Raw genomic sequence first — 13,890 nt, 5'->3', positions numbered from 1 at the left:
GCGAAATCATCGCGCCAGCCACACACGGACCAGAGACAGGAGCTTGTCGACGTCGAGCGGCTTGGCCATGTAGTCGCTGGCCCCCGCCGCCAGGCAGGTTTCCTGATCGTCCGGCATCGCCTTGGCGGTCAGGGTGATGATCGGCAGCTTCTTCCAGCGGAAGTCGCTACGGATATGACGCGTCGCGGTCAGGCCATCCATGACCGGCATCATCACGTCCATCAGCACGAGGTCCATCGGCTGTCCGTCGACATCCGCCGCCTTGTTCAGCGCCTCGATCGCCTCCTTGCCGTTGCGTGCGACCGTGAGGACGCATCCGCGCGGCTCGAGGATATTGATCAGCGCGTAGACGTTACGCACGTCGTCCTCAACGACCAGAATGCGGCGGCCTTCCAGCACGGCGTCGCGGTGCTGGGCTTCCTGGATCATGCGCTGGTGCTCGGCCGGCAGATCGGTCACGACCTGGTGCAGGAACAGCGACACCTCGTCGAGCAGACGCTCGGGCGATTTGGCGCCCTTGATGATGATCGAGCGGGAATAGACGCGCAGGCGCGACTCTTCTTCCGCCGTGAGGTCGCGCCCGGTATAGACGATGACCGGCGGGAAGGCGTAGATGCCTTCGGCGCTGAGCGTTTCCAGCAAGGCCAGACCCGACGCGTCCGGCAGGGAGAGGTCGAGCACCATGCAGTCGAAGGTCTGGCTCTTGAGCAGCTCCAGGCATTCGGCCGCCGTGCCCGCGTCCACGGTTTCGACGTCCGCCGTCGAAAGCAGACTGCGGATGGCGTCGCGCTGCACGTCGTCGTCCTCGACCACGAGGACACGTCGCACGTCGCGAGACAGACGGGCGTCCAGCTTGTCCAGGACTTCGACCAGCTGGGGGCGGCGCACCGGCTTGATCAGGTAGCCGATGGCGCCCATCGACAACGCCGCGTGCGAATGGTCCTCCGCGGACACGACATGGATCGGAATATGGCGCGTGCGCACGTCGCGCTTGAGGATGTCGAGCACGGAGAGGCCCGACTGATCCGGCAGGCCGACGTCCAGCACGATGGCATGCGGGAGGAACTTCCTCGCCAGCGCCAGCGCTTCCTGCGCGCTGGTAGCCACCAGGCCGCGGAAGTTCATCTCGCGAACCAGATCCAGCACGATCCTCGCGAAGGCCTCGTCGTCTTCGATGACCAGGATGACGCGGCGGTTATCGGCCTCGTCTTCGCGATCGTCGGGGATGCGCGGAACGATGGCCGGCGCGGGAGCGGGGGGTTCGACACGAGGCGGCGGAGCATGACCCTGGCCCGACGCGGCGATGCGAGGACGCGCCGGTGACGCGCTGCTGGCGGCGGCGTCGACACCGGCATCGGCGATGCTGAGTGGCAGGGTCAGGATGAATGTGCTGCCCTGCCCGACTTCGCTCTCCACGGTGATGCCGCCGCCCAAAAGCCGCGAAAGCTCGACCGAGATCGACAGGCCGAGGCCCGTGCCGCCGTATTTGCGGCTGATGGTGCCATCGGCCTGCTGGAACGCATCGAAGATACGCCGTTGCTGCTCGATGGGAATGCCGATACCGGTGTCGCTGACCGTGAAGACGACATCGCCCTGCGTACCGGCCGATACGTCGACGCGTACGCCGCCCTCTTCCGTGAACTTGAACGCATTGGACAACAGGTTGCGCAGGATCTGCTCCAGGCGCTGACGATCCGTATCCAGCACAGCCGGACAACCCGGCGACATCGTCACTTCGAAGGACAACCCCTTCTGTTCGGCGATCGGCTGGAAACCCGGGATGAGGCCATTGACCATGCGGTCGACCGCGAACGGCTCCGGCTGGATGGCGATATGGCCCGCCTCGATCTTCGACAGGTCGAGGATGTCGTTGATCAGCGTGAGCAGGTCGTTGCCCGAGGAGTGGATGGTACGGGCGAACTTCACCTGCTCCTCGGTCAGATTGCCGCGCGGATTGTCCGCGAGCAGCTTGGACAGGATGAGGGCGGAGTTCAGCGGCGTCCGCAATTCGTGCGACATGTTGGCCAGGAAGTCCGACTTGTAGCGGCTGGCACGCTGGACTTCCTCCGCCTTGGCTTCGATCTGTTCGTTGGCGCGGTAGAGGTCGTCGCGCTGCACTTCAAGCTGGCTGGCTTGTTCTTCGAGATGGGCGTTGGTCTGTTCGAGTTCCGCCTGCTGCTGTTCGAGCTCGTGCTGGGACTGCTTGAGCGCGCGGCTCTGCTCTTCCAGCTCTTCGTTGGACGCGCGCAGCTCTTCGCTCTGGTGCTGCAGCGAATCCGACTGCCGCCGCGTTTCTTCGAGCAGGCGGCTCAACTCGGCACGGTAGGTCGCCGACCGCAGCGCAACGCCGATATCCGAGGCCACCTCGTCGAGCAGCGTCAGCGCGTCATCGTCGATCGGACGGAAGAACCCGAGTTCCAGTACGCCGTTGACCTCACCGTCCACCAGGACGGGCAGCATCACGAGCTGGCGGGGCTTTTCCTTGCCCAGTGCCGAGCCGACGGAGAGATAACCGTCCGGCACGTCATTGACCACCAGCATGCGCTGTTCCGCCGCCGCCTGGCCGAGCAAGCCCTCGGTGGGCAGGAAACGCTCGACCGTGTCATGCCCTGGCGCAAGCCCGTACACACCGATCCGCTCGAAGAACGTCGCGGCATTGACGAACAATGCGCCGGCTTGCGCATTGAGGAAGCGGGCCAGGAAGGCGAGAACGTTCGCACCCAGTTCGTCGGTGCCCTGGTCACCGCGCATCACGCTGGCGAGTTCCAGCTGGCCGGCCTGCAGCCACTCACTGCGCTGACGCGCCCGCGAGGCATTACGGATCAGCACGCCCACGACCACCGTCAGCGCGACGCCGAGCAGCGCGCTGAGGATACCGCTGGTGAGCGCACTGCTGTACGCGGAGGTCATTTCTGCGACACGCTTGTCGCGCAGTGCCAGCTCTTCCGTCTGCATGGTGCCCAGCTGCGACCGGATGGCATCCATCGCGGCCTTGCCCCGGTCGCTGTTGACCACCGCCACGGCCGCATCGAAGCCCTGCGTCTGACGCAGCTCGATCGTGGTTTTCAGTTCCGCGAACTTGTCGCCCAGGCGGGCGCCGACTTCCTTCAGCCGCGCAAGCTGCGCCGGATTGTCCCTGAGGGCTTCGCGCACGGTGTCGAGTCGGGCGGGTACGCCCGCGACAGCCGCGCGATAGGGCTCGAGGTAGCGATCGTTGCCGGTGAGCAGGAACCCACGCTGTCCGGTCTCCGCATCCTGCGCGCTGGAAAGGATCTCACTCAGCGCCGTGACGGTCTGCTGGGAGTGAATGACTTTCTCGTTGTTGTCGCGGATGCTCCGGATGTTCTGCCAGGCAAGCAGACCCGTCACGAGGAAAAATACGATGACGACGATAAGTGCCAGCGATGTGCGCTGGTCCACCGCGCGTGAGCGCGATGCGCCGGAAACCTGAGAAGTCATACCGCCCTGTCCAAAGCCGCCCTGTTAGCTGCCTAAGATATCATGACGGTCCCGCCAGTCTCGCCCACCATGTGTTGCCAAAGCGCCGGTGTGCAAGCGATTCGAGAGGTCATTTTTCACACCCTCTTCACGACGATCCATCCGGAAGTCGTCATGGCCTTGGCATGTTACCCCGTCGAATCGCGGGCACCCGATCACCTGGAAGCGCTGTGCACTTCCGCGACGTAGCCGCCAGGGAACTGCAGCATCGCGGCGCGGCGATCCCTTTCCGCATGGATGTCGACCAGGATCTTTACGCCATTGTCGCGCGCACGTGCCAGCGTCGCGTCCAGATCGCCGACCTCGTAGCCCGTGGTTTCCGCGCCATAGGGCCAGTCGAGGTGCCCATCCGTCACCAGCACAGTCGCCTTGCCGTAGCCCGATTCGATACGGATACGACGGAACACGCCGCTCTTGCCGCCGATATCCGCCACCGGAGCGGCACGCTCGTCCGATACGACCTTGCCATGCGCGAAAGCGACGAACGCCTTGACGAAAACGTCAGCCGACTGCACCGGCAGATAGATGCGGTTCTCGGGCACGTGCGCCAGTGGGGCGTATTCGGATTTCTTCGTGTGCCAGTAGAGCTGCATGTTCACGCCGCCCGGCCACGTCACCACCGCGTCGCGACCGATGGGATCATCGAAGGGCGCCACCAGCGTAGCGGCGCCTGCATGATTGGCCGCCCTGACCGCCTCATCCAGATCGGTCACCAGATAACCCGTGCGCTCCAGCCCGAACGGATACGGCACCGGTGTGCGGAAGCCGAATACGGAGATAGCGCCCACGGGGCTCTTCACCAGCTGAGATGACGTCGACGATGGCGTCGGAGTGACCGTGACGACGGCTTGCGGCGTGGACTGACCGCCGAACGTCGCGGCAAAACTGCGCACGAACGCGTCGACGTCGCCGGGGGCCACATAGACGTGCGTCGTGTCATATTGCGGCCCGACCGAATAATCCTGCGTCGCGGCGAACGAGGCTGGAGCGACGAACAGGGCCATGGCGGCAAGAAGAACGTGTGATCGCATGATGGATTCCGGGGGCGAGTCGCAGAAGGCACGAAGACCTCATTCTGCGTCCTGCTCCACACACGATTCCAGCATCCCGCTATCGCACGAGGACGCCGTGCGATTGAATTCGCCAACGTCAGTCGAGGCCCGTTTTACCGGGGGACCAATACGCCTTAGACGTCATGCGCGCCCGAGACACACCCAGTGCCTTCAGCGCGCGGCTGGCGTGCTGTATCGATGTCGCCTTGCCCGTAAGAACAAAGCTGGCCGGTGTGGGGGCCAGCGCGGCGAAGCGGCGCTCTACGGCCGGGAAATGGGCGTCGTCCGGCAAACGCTCGTGAATTTCCACGCCCTCGAGCGCCAGCCGGGCGATGACCTCACCGGCACGGGCTGCGTGACTGACCTCCAGGATGCCGCGCAGTTTCTGATGGGGGAACCGCTCGGCAAGGGCATACACCAGACCCATCGAGGTTTCGTCACCGAATACCACGGGCTCGCCTTGCATACCGCTCAGATCGAGGGATGCACGAGGGCCGAAAACATCGCATGGCGCACCTGGCTTTACACTCCGAAGCCACTGAGAGCCAGGCCCGTGTCCGTGCGCGTAGCCCACGATCCTCGTTCTTCCCAATATCGCATTCCAGTCGACGGGCGTGAAGGTTCGGGCCGTGAACGCGGATCCCATGGCGACCTGCACTTTCTGCCCGGGTGCCCACGCCACGTCTCTGAAGGCGTCGCTCTGCAGCGAAATCAAATGGAATCCGCCCGCAAGGGTCTCGACTGCGGTCACCTGCGCCTGCTTCATGAACATGCGGGTCAGCGTCTTCCCGAACCGCCCGGGCTGCCCCGTCATCGCACGAACACCGAATATTCGTTGCCCCGCCCTTCGCTCACCGGGATGGGCTGTGACAGGTAGCCATGCGTCGGATCGCGCACATAGTCGAGGTAGTCGTTGCCGTGATCGAAGGCGTTCTCCGCCAGTATGACCGCCCCCGACGTCAGATGAGGTTCGAGCAGTTTGAGTATCGGCAGATAGAGGCTGAAGGCGCCATCGAGCAGCACCATGTCGATCGGGCCACCCACGTCCAACAGCGTCTCGCGCGCATCGCCGACCCGGATATCGACGAACTCCGCGAGTCCGGCGGATGCAAGATTCGCACGCGCTCGCTCGGCCTTGGCCGGCTCGATCTCACTGCCCACCAGCTGACCGCCACCCATGTCGCGCAAGGCGGCGGCCAGATAAATAGCCGATACGCCCATCGATGTCCCGAATTCGACGATGCGGGTGGCTCGGCCGGCACGCGCACACTGATAGAGAAAGCGTCCGTATTCAGGCGCCACGTTGAGGAAGTTTTCCGCGTAACCCTGGTAGACGCCGCGCAGGTCGTCTTGCTCCAGCGCGATCTGCTGCGCGAAGAACGCATCGTCGATCTCGACCTCCGCAAACCGCTCCATCAGAGGGCGATCCGCCAGCTCCGCTTCCGCGAAAAGACGTGCCAGCGTGTCAGCGACACGCCCCGTGCTCAAGGATTCCATGCTGCCGGTTCTCCGGATGAGGGTGAGCTGCTGCCGGCGAGTCCGGCAGCAATGGACGGACAGCCTAGGCCGCGGCGAGCTTGCTGCCATTGCGCAAGAACGCCAGAATGTTTGGAATTCCTGCCACCGCCACCCGGACCGGACACAAGTCCATCGCATGCCGATCCTTACCGACTCGCCCACGCCCGGCGCCGAGAATGCCGAATGGATCGAACCCGATGACGTTCCCCGGCCCGCCATCACGTTCGGTGTCGTCGCCGAGAACCTGAGCCCGATCGAGACCGATTTTCATCGGCACCGGAAGGCGCAACTCATGATGCTGGTGCGCGGCATCGCCAGTTGCGAAGTCGAGAGCGGCCTCTGGACGGTGCCGCCCCAGCACGCCATCTGGGTACCCGGGGGCGTGCTGCACAACATCACGATCGCCGGCCGACTCGAAGGCTATACGCTCTTCATCGATCCGGCGGTGACGGCGAACATGCCGGCCGAATGCTGCTCCATCGCGGTCTCCCCGCTCCTGCGCGAGCTCATGATCCGCTCGGCGAGCTTCCCCCTGCTCTATCCCGAGGGCGGGATCGAATCGCACGTCGTAACGCTGCTGCTGGACGAAATCGCGGCGATGCCGACAGGCAACCTCCACCTGCCTATGCCCACGGACGCCCGCTTGCGCAAAATCGCGACGATGATCATGGCCGCGCCCGCCGACCGCGGCACGATGCATAGCTGGGCCGCTCGCGCCGGACTCAGCGAACGAACCATGGCCCGCATCCTTCCCCGGGAAACCGGCATGAGCTTTGGCCGCTGGCGCCAGCAGATCCACCTGATGCTGGCCGTCAGGTGGCTTGGCACGGGATCGACCGTTCAGAGCGTCGCGGAGCGGCTGGGCTATGAAAGCGCCGGTAGTTTCGTGACCATGTTCCGCAAGGCGCTGGGAACGTCCCCGGGGCGATACATGGCTGAGCGCCGGTAACGTTTTGAAACAAGTTTCGCCGCTTCCGACACATACGCAACGCACCCGGTGACTAACCTGCTCCCGACGACGAGGCATACCGCCACGTCCCGAGGAGCCGATATGCGATACCTCTACGTAACCGCCTGCCTGATGATTGTCCCGACCTTCGCCATCGCTTCGCCCCAGGAAGCCGACGGTCGCGCGCAGCAGGCCATGGCCCAGCTGACACAGCGTTTCAACCAGGCGGACAAGGACCGCGATGGCAAACTGACCCGGGACGAGGCGAAAGCGGGTATGCCGCGCATCGCCGAGCACTTCGACGACATCGACAGCGAGCATCGCGGTTACATCACGCTGGAGCAGATTCAGTCGGCCATCCGCTCCCGCATGGGCAGCTGAAAAGCCGGCGATCTTCCTCCGGCTTGTCGAGACGTTCTATCAGAAGAACTTGTAGTTGAACGACAGCGTCCAGGTCGAGCCCGGCGCGTAATACAGGTCGCTGGAATCGTCGAGCACGAAGTACTTCTTGTTGAGGAGGTTATCGCCGTTGAACTGCACGGATGCGCGGTCGTTGAAGGCGTAGCGGGCCATCGCGCTGACCAGCGTCACTGACGACTGGCGTAGCACGTTCGGCCCGTTGGCACCGTCGACATACGCCTTCGACGGACCCTGCCAGTTCACACCGCCACCCACGGTGAGCCCGCTCCATGCGTCCGGCAGCGTGTACGAGGTGAACAGGCGAACCAGCGTGCGTGGCAACGAGGGACGCAGCGCACCGCCGTCCGGCGATTTCACGTTGAAGTGCGACCAGCCGAGTGTCGCGTTCCAGTCACGCGACAGCACGCCGGATGCCTCGAACTCATAGCCGCGCGACTTCGTACCGTCAACCGACCGGTAGGCCTGGGTGATGCCGTCCGGCAGGTAGACGCCCGTAAGCGCGTCGGCCACATGGTCCTGCCGGGTTTCGAAGAAGACCAGCGAGGTATTCAGTGCACCGTCGAAGTGACGACCCTTGACGCCCACTTCGCGGCTCGTGCCCAGCACGGGCTCGAGGAAGCCGCCGTCTTCCTTGCGGTTGTTCTGCGGATCGAAGATCTGGGTGTAGCTGACGAACGCGGAGTAAGTCGGCGTGATGTCGTAAATCAGGCCGGCGTACGGGATCGTCTTGCTGGCGGTCTCGTGATAGATCCCCGCCGTGCTGTCGTTGGTGTCATTTTTCCACCTGGCATAGCGTGCACCGACGATCAGCTTCAGTGGGTCAGCCAGCGACAGGCGCGCCGCGGCATACGCGCCGCTCTGTTCGGTCCGGGCGATCGACACTCGCTCGCTCGACGACGAGAAATCCGGATACGGATAGTCGCCTGTCCACTGGAGGAAATTACCCACGTCCGGCAGGTCGCCATGCGGGTAGTCGAAGTAATCGGTCCGATAGTGCGAGTCGGTCAGGCCAACCACCAGTTCGTGCTCGCGACCGAAGGCGCTGAACGGACCGGACGCATAAAGGTCCACATTGTTCTGGCTGCCGCGCTGGTAGCTCTTGTACGCGTACGGCGTGATGCCCTCGCCCGTGTCGCGGTTGGGCCAGCCGTAAACGTAGAACAGCGCGGAGTCCGCATCGGTTTTGCGGTGGCTCGCCATCGCGTGCAGCTGCCAGCCGTTGTCGAAGCTGTGTTTCAGGTCGACGAACGCCGTCTGCGTCGTGTTGTTCCAGTGGGTCCAGTCCGCCGCCGGCGAGAAGCTGCGAGGCCACTGGATGAAACCGCCGGCGTCGTCGTACACCGGATACGAGCCCCAGGTGACGCCTGTCGGACGTGTCTTCTGCCAGTCATAGCCCACGCTCAGCGTGGTGTTGTCGTCAAGGTCGGCATCGATGACGCCATAGGCCACGTTTTTCTGGGTATGGTAACGATCGAGATACGAGTCGCCGTCTTCATGCGCCGCGACGAAGCGGCCGCGCACGCTGCCGGAGCTGTTCAGCGGGACGGAGGCGTCCACGGTCTCGCGCTGGGTATTCCAGGAACCGTAGCTGACGCTCACATCGGCTTCGGCCGTACGGCTGTCGGCATGCTTGCGCACGAAGTTGATATTGGCCGACGGGCTGCCGGCGCCGCTCAGCAGACCGGTCGCACCGCGTATCACTTCGACACGCTCATAGATCGAGGTGTCCAGCGACGAGTCGGCCGAGCTGATGTTCAGGCTGGATGCGATCGGCACGCCGTCGTACGACATGTTCTCGATCTGGAAGCCGCGCGACCAGAACACGACGCGCTCGGAATCGTACGCCGTGGACGAGACACCCGTGGTGTTGTCCAGCACGTCGCGCAGGTTGGTCAGGTTCTGGTCCTTGATCCGCTGCTCGGTGATCACGCTGATCGACTGCGGGGTGTCCTGCAGGGTCAGCGGCAGGCGCGTGGTCGCGCTGGTCTGGTCCGTCGTGTACACCGAGACGGCCTGGCCCTTCACGTTGACCGTGTCCAGGGTGGTCGTCTTCTTGTCCTTGGCGTCCTTGTCGGCGTCCTCAACGGCCGTTTCGGCGTGGACCATCGCGGGCAGCGCCGCGCTGAGGGCAAGGCAAAGCAAAGTCAGCCGCAGTTGGCTCGATGAACGATGAAACATGGCTAAAACCCCAGGCAAGCAAAACCCATGGAACGGCCGTCTTGCCGTCCCGATTCATGTGACGACTAGGGCTTGCCGCAGGGCTGGCTCATCGTTTCGCGGCGAGATCTTAACGCAAATCGAATGCATTCGCATCAGCAAAAAACTAAGCTTTCTTTGCAGAAGCTACTTAAGTGCCGGTCCTAAGAGATCCATCATCCGGCTCACCGCGCCTTCCAGCATGGCGCGCGACGCGCCGTCACGCGCCATGGTCGACATGCCCAGCAGGAAGCCGTAAAGCGCCATAGCGGTTGCCTGGGCGTCCAGCTCCGCGGGAAAGTCGCCTTGTGCGATGCCGCGTCTCACGCAGGCGAGCAGCCCCGCCTTATTCCGTTCACGTGCGGCTTTCACCGGCTTGTCGGTGTCGGCGTGCTCCGGCGAGCAGGCGCCCATCGCCCCCAGCGCGATCATGCAGCCGCGCGGATGGCCACGCTCGGATTGCATGCGCGCTGAGCGACGCAGCGACTGTTCGATGGCCTCACGTGGCGACAGCGATGCGTCCCACAGGCATTCCATGACCTGCCCGTGCGTCGCGAGATACAGCTCGACCGCCTCGTGGAACAGACCCTCCTTCGAACCGAAAGCCGCGTAAAGGCTTGGCGACGATATCCCGCCGCCGATACCTGCTTTCAGGTCGTTCAGCGAGGTGGATTCGTACCCACGCTCCCAGAACAGGTGCATCGCCTGCTTTACCGCGGCGTCGCGATCGAAGCCGCGCGGTCGCCCCATCTGAGCCATCGAAAGGTCCTCCGTTGGATGATTTATATACTACTCGATACAGAAGTCCTTGACCACGAGACCGCCACCGCCTACTTTTGTATCGACTGATACACAACTCGATCAATTCAGGAATTCCGGTGGCAAAGCCTTCAGACCCCAAGCTCCCCATAGCCGCGTTACTCGCCCTCGCGATGACCGGCTTCACCTGCATCGTCACGGAGACCCTTCCCGCCGGGCTGCTGAAACAGATCGGCGACGGTCTGGGCATTGATGCTTCCGCGGCCGGACAGACGGTGACGGCCTATGCCGCGGGCTCGTTGATCGCGGCCATTCCCCTGACCGTCGCGACGCAGAACTGGCGGCGGCGCAGCGTGCTCCTCCTGTCGATCGTTGGCTTCCTCGTCTTCAACTCACTTACGGCGTGGTCATCCAGCTTTACGCTGACACTGGTCGCCCGATTCTTCGCCGGTGCCGCGGCCGGTCTTGCATGGAGCCTGCTGGCAGGCTATGCGCGACGCATGGTCACCGTCGCCCAGCAAGGCAAGGCGATGGCACTGGCGATGGTGGGTACCCCGATCGCACTGGCGCTGGGCGTGCCGGTCGGAACGTGGCTGGGGGCAGCCATCGGATGGCGCTGGGCCTTCGGCAGCATGTCAGGCCTGACGCTCGTGCTGATCGCGTGGGTGCTACTGAAGGTCCCTGATTACGCTGGGCAACCAGCCAAGTCATCGCACGCCCTGCGCGCCGTACTACGCATGCCCGGTGTGCGCCCTGTCCTGGGCGTCGTGCTCACCTGGATGCTCGGACACAACATCCTTTATACATACATCGCTCCGTTGGCGACACCTTCCGGCCTGCTGAGAGACCTGGACAAGCTGCTTCTCGTCTTCGGCGTAGCGGCATTGGCAGGCATCTACGCGACCGGTCGTACCGTGGACCGGGGTCTGCGGCCTTCCGTTCTTGGCAGTCTCGCCGTCTTCGCGGCGACATGTCTCGCGCTGGGCTTCGGCATGCGATCGCCCGGTGTGGTATGCGCGGCCGTCGCCGTATGGGGACTGACCTTCGGCGGTGCCGCCACCCTCCTGCAGACCGCCCTCGCCGATGCGGCAGGCGATGCGGCGGATGTCGCCTTGTCGATGAACGTGGTGACCTGGAACAGCGCGATCGCCGGCGGCGGCCTGCTTGGCGGCGTCCTGCTCGATCACTTCGGAGCGGTGTCGTTTCCGTGGGCCACGCTGGTCCTCGCGCTCGCCGCACTGTCTATTGCGTTCGCGGCACGGTCTCACGGCTTCCCGCCAGGGGCGCGGCAGTCATCCGGGCCGGTCATCGCGCACTAAGGGCCGTGGCGGCACGGCGGCCCTGCCCGCCCCGCGCACACCGCACTCATCTGTCACGGTAGCGCTCTCCCCGCTTACCTCCCCACGTACGACTTTCGCGAGCGCGGACCAATCCTCGTTACCGAGACCGGCGGACGCGGCTCGCGAAAGGCTTTCACGCACGACGCTCATCGCGGGGAGCTCGAGTGCAGCGGACTCCGCCGCATCCCGCGCAAGATTGACGTCTTTCAGTCCCAGGGAAAGTTTGAAACCCGGTTCGTACGAGCCGTGGGCGATATTATGTGCATAGCGCTGATAGCTCGGACTGGCGAACATTGTCTGCGTCACCACGCCGAGGAAGACGTCCGCCGATAAGCCGTACGCTTCAGTGAGCGCCGTCGCTTCAGCCATGGACTCGATGGCCTGGGTAATCATCAGATTGCCGGCGATCTTCGCAACATGCGCCATGCGCTGATCCGCACCGAGACGCCACGTGGTTTTACCCATCACGTCGAACAAGGGCTGGGCCGATGCAATCGCTTCTTCCGATCCCGCGGCCAGGATATTGAGCGCTCCGGCAGCTGCCACCGCCGGTACGCCGAAGACAGGCGCGGCGACATAAGCCATCCCGGCTTCGTCATGCAAGGTTTTGAGTTGCTGCACGAGCGCCAGCGAAATCGTCGACATCACGATGTGGATTGTCGACCTTCCAGCACGTGAAATGGCACCGCTCTCGATCAAGACGTCGCGGACCGCACGATCATCGGCAAGCATGCTGATCACCACATCGTGCCCGAACGCGTCCGCCGCTCGCTCGAGCCTTTCAACGCCGTCCAGCGCATCCATCGCTTCCCGCGAACGGTTCCATACGGACACGCGATGTCCGGCTGCCACGAGGCGGGGAACGATCGCGGCGCCCATGCTGCCCAGGCCGATCCACGCCACCCTCATCGGAGCGCCCTAGCGGGGCCGATACGTACACAAATGTTCATGCGAAAATTCATATCGATTACTCCATGGGGCCTGAAATACCATGGTGCGGCCAAATCCATTGCCCAACGACTGACATTCCCGCATGTTGAACTTACATGTTTGTACGGAATCACGCCCTGGAGTGGAACGATGTACGAACTTAACGGATGCGCCCTGCATCGTCACCGGGCGTACGTGTAATACGTACCAACGACGATCAGAAGCATGCCCGCCAGGCTGACGAGTTTCGATGTCGTAGACGTGCGAAAACTACCGGCCCGCGCGCGCTCGTAAACTTCGCCCAGCGGCGTCGCGATCGATGGGCCAGGCGTGAACGCGATGTTCCAGCAGAGCAGCAACATGCCGCACATGGACCAGAGATTCCCGGTCGTCGGGATCATGATGGCAACGAAGATGCTGAGTGATGCGCCAAGCGCTGCACCGAGCCTGCGCTTGCCAACCGACAGACGTTTTGCCAAAACCCGCTCCTTCAGGATGTGCCGTGAGAAGCATGGTGCCATACCCTCCGCCTAGATGTTTTCGTCGCCCGGTGAAAGACGATCGTCGTCGTGGCGAATCCGGGTACACCACTGACCCTCTTCGAGCTGCCGTTCGACATGCAGCCGATGACCTGCAACCTGCTCGCACTCGCACCCATGATGGATACGGCGGAAACCCGATGGATGGTGGGACTGCTGGGAGCGATCGGGAAAGACCTTCAGGATTCAGCCGCGGCGAACGCCTCCACCAGATAATCGATAAACACCCGGACGCGCATCGGGATGCGCCGGCCCGCCGCATAAACGACATGCACGGGTATGCGTGCGGGCTGTAACTCCGGCAGCACCACCTGCACCTCGCCGGAAAGCACTTCCTTTGCCAGCAGCCACATCGGTACCTGGGAGATACCAAGCCCACTGAGCACGCCTGCCCGCACGTGTTCGGCATCGCCTGTGACCAGCGACCCATGCGGCACGTACGCGACGGTTTCCCGTCCTTGTTTCAGGGTCCACGGGCGACGCTCGCGACCACGCGCGAACACGATACAGCTGTGTTTGTCCAAATCGGACAACCGCTGCGGAACACCGTGTTCGGCGAGATACGCTGGGCTCGCCACGATCACGAATTCCGTTTCGGTCAACAGGTCTGGTTGCCGCACTGCGAGCGCTCGGCGGCGTGATCGGGGATCCCCTGTTCCGGACCCGGCTGGGCAAGGAATTCGCCTTCG

The 13,890-nt window shown here is 63.7% G+C and carries 12 protein-coding genes; 3 read left to right on the top strand and 9 right to left on the bottom strand.

Going from position 1 to position 13,890, the window contains the following annotated elements; translation table 11 throughout:
* Positions 1–6: 6 nt before the first annotated feature.
* From J2X57_RS00840 to J2X57_RS00825, 4 genes are all read right to left on the bottom strand, one after another.
* Complete coding sequence (locus J2X57_RS00840) at positions 7–3,459, bottom strand: response regulator (protein WP_309862662.1); 3,453 nt, start codon at positions 3,457–3,459, stop codon at positions 7–9.
* Between the two features lie 194 nt (positions 3,460–3,653).
* Positions 3,654–4,502 carry a glyoxalase gene (locus J2X57_RS00835; RefSeq protein WP_343218460.1) on the bottom strand — a complete coding sequence of 283 codons (849 nt, stop codon included), beginning with the start codon at positions 4,500–4,502 and terminating at the stop codon, positions 3,654–3,656.
* Between the two features lie 145 nt (positions 4,503–4,647).
* Positions 4,648–5,322 carry a siderophore-interacting protein gene (locus J2X57_RS00830; RefSeq protein WP_309862658.1) on the bottom strand — a complete coding sequence of 225 codons (675 nt, stop codon included), beginning with the start codon at positions 5,320–5,322 and terminating at the stop codon, positions 4,648–4,650.
* A gap of 38 nt (positions 5,323–5,360) precedes the next feature.
* Positions 5,361–6,047 carry a class I SAM-dependent methyltransferase gene (locus tag J2X57_RS00825; RefSeq protein WP_309862655.1) on the bottom strand — a complete coding sequence of 229 codons (687 nt, stop codon included), beginning with the start codon at positions 6,045–6,047 and terminating at the stop codon, positions 5,361–5,363.
* Between J2X57_RS00825 and J2X57_RS00820 the strand changes: the two genes are divergently transcribed.
* Positions 6,046–7,017 carry a helix-turn-helix transcriptional regulator gene (locus tag J2X57_RS00820; RefSeq protein WP_309862653.1) on the top strand — a complete coding sequence of 324 codons (972 nt, stop codon included), beginning with the start codon at positions 6,046–6,048 and terminating at the stop codon, positions 7,015–7,017. The genes J2X57_RS00825 and J2X57_RS00820 overlap by 2 nt on opposite strands.
* Positions 7,018–7,119: 102 nt before the next feature.
* The gene (locus J2X57_RS00815) at positions 7,120–7,398 is read left to right on the top strand and encodes an EF-hand domain-containing protein (protein ID WP_309862650.1); all 279 of its coding nucleotides are present in this window, start codon (positions 7,120–7,122) and stop codon (positions 7,396–7,398) included.
* A gap of 39 nt (positions 7,399–7,437) precedes the next feature.
* On the opposite strand, the gene J2X57_RS00810 is transcribed toward J2X57_RS00815, so the two are convergent.
* Both J2X57_RS00810 and J2X57_RS00805 read right to left on the bottom strand, forming a co-directional pair.
* Positions 7,438–9,615: a TonB-dependent siderophore receptor gene (locus J2X57_RS00810; protein WP_309862646.1), complete on the bottom strand. Its 2,178-nt coding sequence runs from the start codon at positions 9,613–9,615 to the stop codon at positions 7,438–7,440.
* Positions 9,616–9,780: 165 nt separating this feature from the next.
* On the bottom strand, positions 9,781–10,392 hold the full coding sequence (locus J2X57_RS00805) for a TetR/AcrR family transcriptional regulator (RefSeq protein WP_043694256.1): 612 nt from the start codon (positions 10,390–10,392) through the stop codon (positions 9,781–9,783).
* Positions 10,393–10,511: 119 nt separating this feature from the next.
* Here J2X57_RS00805 and J2X57_RS00800 point away from each other — a divergent pair, with 119 nt between their 5' ends.
* A complete protein-coding gene (locus tag J2X57_RS00800) occupies positions 10,512–11,711 on the top strand; it encodes an MFS transporter (protein WP_309862641.1) in 1,200 nt (399 codons plus the stop codon).
* On the opposite strand, the gene J2X57_RS00795 is transcribed toward J2X57_RS00800, so the two are convergent.
* The 3 genes from J2X57_RS00795 to J2X57_RS00785 form a co-directional block, all read right to left on the bottom strand.
* On the bottom strand, positions 11,685–12,641 hold the full coding sequence (locus tag J2X57_RS00795; protein ID WP_081907458.1) for an NAD(P)-dependent oxidoreductase: 957 nt from the start codon (positions 12,639–12,641) through the stop codon (positions 11,685–11,687). The two genes, J2X57_RS00800 and J2X57_RS00795, sit on opposite strands and share 27 nt — an antisense overlap.
* A 203-nt stretch (positions 12,642–12,844) precedes the next feature.
* Complete coding sequence (locus J2X57_RS00790; protein WP_036112821.1) at positions 12,845–13,141, bottom strand: hypothetical protein; 297 nt, start codon at positions 13,139–13,141, stop codon at positions 12,845–12,847.
* 239 nt (positions 13,142–13,380) lie between these two features.
* Positions 13,381–13,803, bottom strand: coding sequence for a substrate binding domain-containing protein (locus J2X57_RS00785; protein ID WP_309862637.1), 423 nt, complete (start codon positions 13,801–13,803; stop codon positions 13,381–13,383).
* Between the last annotated feature and the right edge of the window lie 87 nt (positions 13,804–13,890).

The sequence above is a fragment of the Luteibacter sp. 1214 genome, assembly GCF_031455395.1.
Classification (GTDB): Bacteria; Pseudomonadota; Gammaproteobacteria; order Xanthomonadales; family Rhodanobacteraceae; genus Luteibacter; species Luteibacter mycovicinus.
This window is presented reverse-complemented; position numbering and strand designations above follow the sequence as displayed.

What these genes read in the sequence shown, in the direction of transcription:
- J2X57_RS00830 (WP_309862658.1), bottom strand. Translation starts at nt 5,322, where the DNA reads ATGTTCATGAAGCAGGCGCAGGTGACCGCAGTCGAGACCCTTGCGGGC.
- J2X57_RS00835 (WP_343218460.1), bottom strand. Translation starts at nt 4,502, where the DNA reads ATGGCCCTGTTCGTCGCTCCAGCCTCGTTCGCCGCGACGCAGGATTAT.
- J2X57_RS00795 (WP_081907458.1), bottom strand. Translation starts at nt 12,641, where the DNA reads ATGAGGGTGGCGTGGATCGGCCTGGGCAGCATGGGCGCCGCGATCGTT.
- J2X57_RS00820 (WP_309862653.1), top strand. Translation starts at nt 6,046, where the DNA reads ATGCTGCCGGTTCTCCGGATGAGGGTGAGCTGCTGCCGGCGAGTCCGG.
- J2X57_RS00805 (WP_043694256.1), bottom strand. Translation starts at nt 10,392, where the DNA reads ATGGCTCAGATGGGGCGACCGCGCGGCTTCGATCGCGACGCCGCGGTA.
- J2X57_RS00810 (WP_309862646.1), bottom strand. Translation starts at nt 9,615, where the DNA reads ATGTTTCATCGTTCATCGAGCCAACTGCGGCTGACTTTGCTTTGCCTT.
- J2X57_RS00825 (WP_309862655.1), bottom strand. Translation starts at nt 6,047, where the DNA reads ATGGAATCCTTGAGCACGGGGCGTGTCGCTGACACGCTGGCACGTCTT.
- J2X57_RS00840 (WP_309862662.1), bottom strand. Translation starts at nt 3,459, where the DNA reads ATGACTTCTCAGGTTTCCGGCGCATCGCGCTCACGCGCGGTGGACCAG.
- J2X57_RS00815 (WP_309862650.1), top strand. Translation starts at nt 7,120, where the DNA reads ATGCGATACCTCTACGTAACCGCCTGCCTGATGATTGTCCCGACCTTC.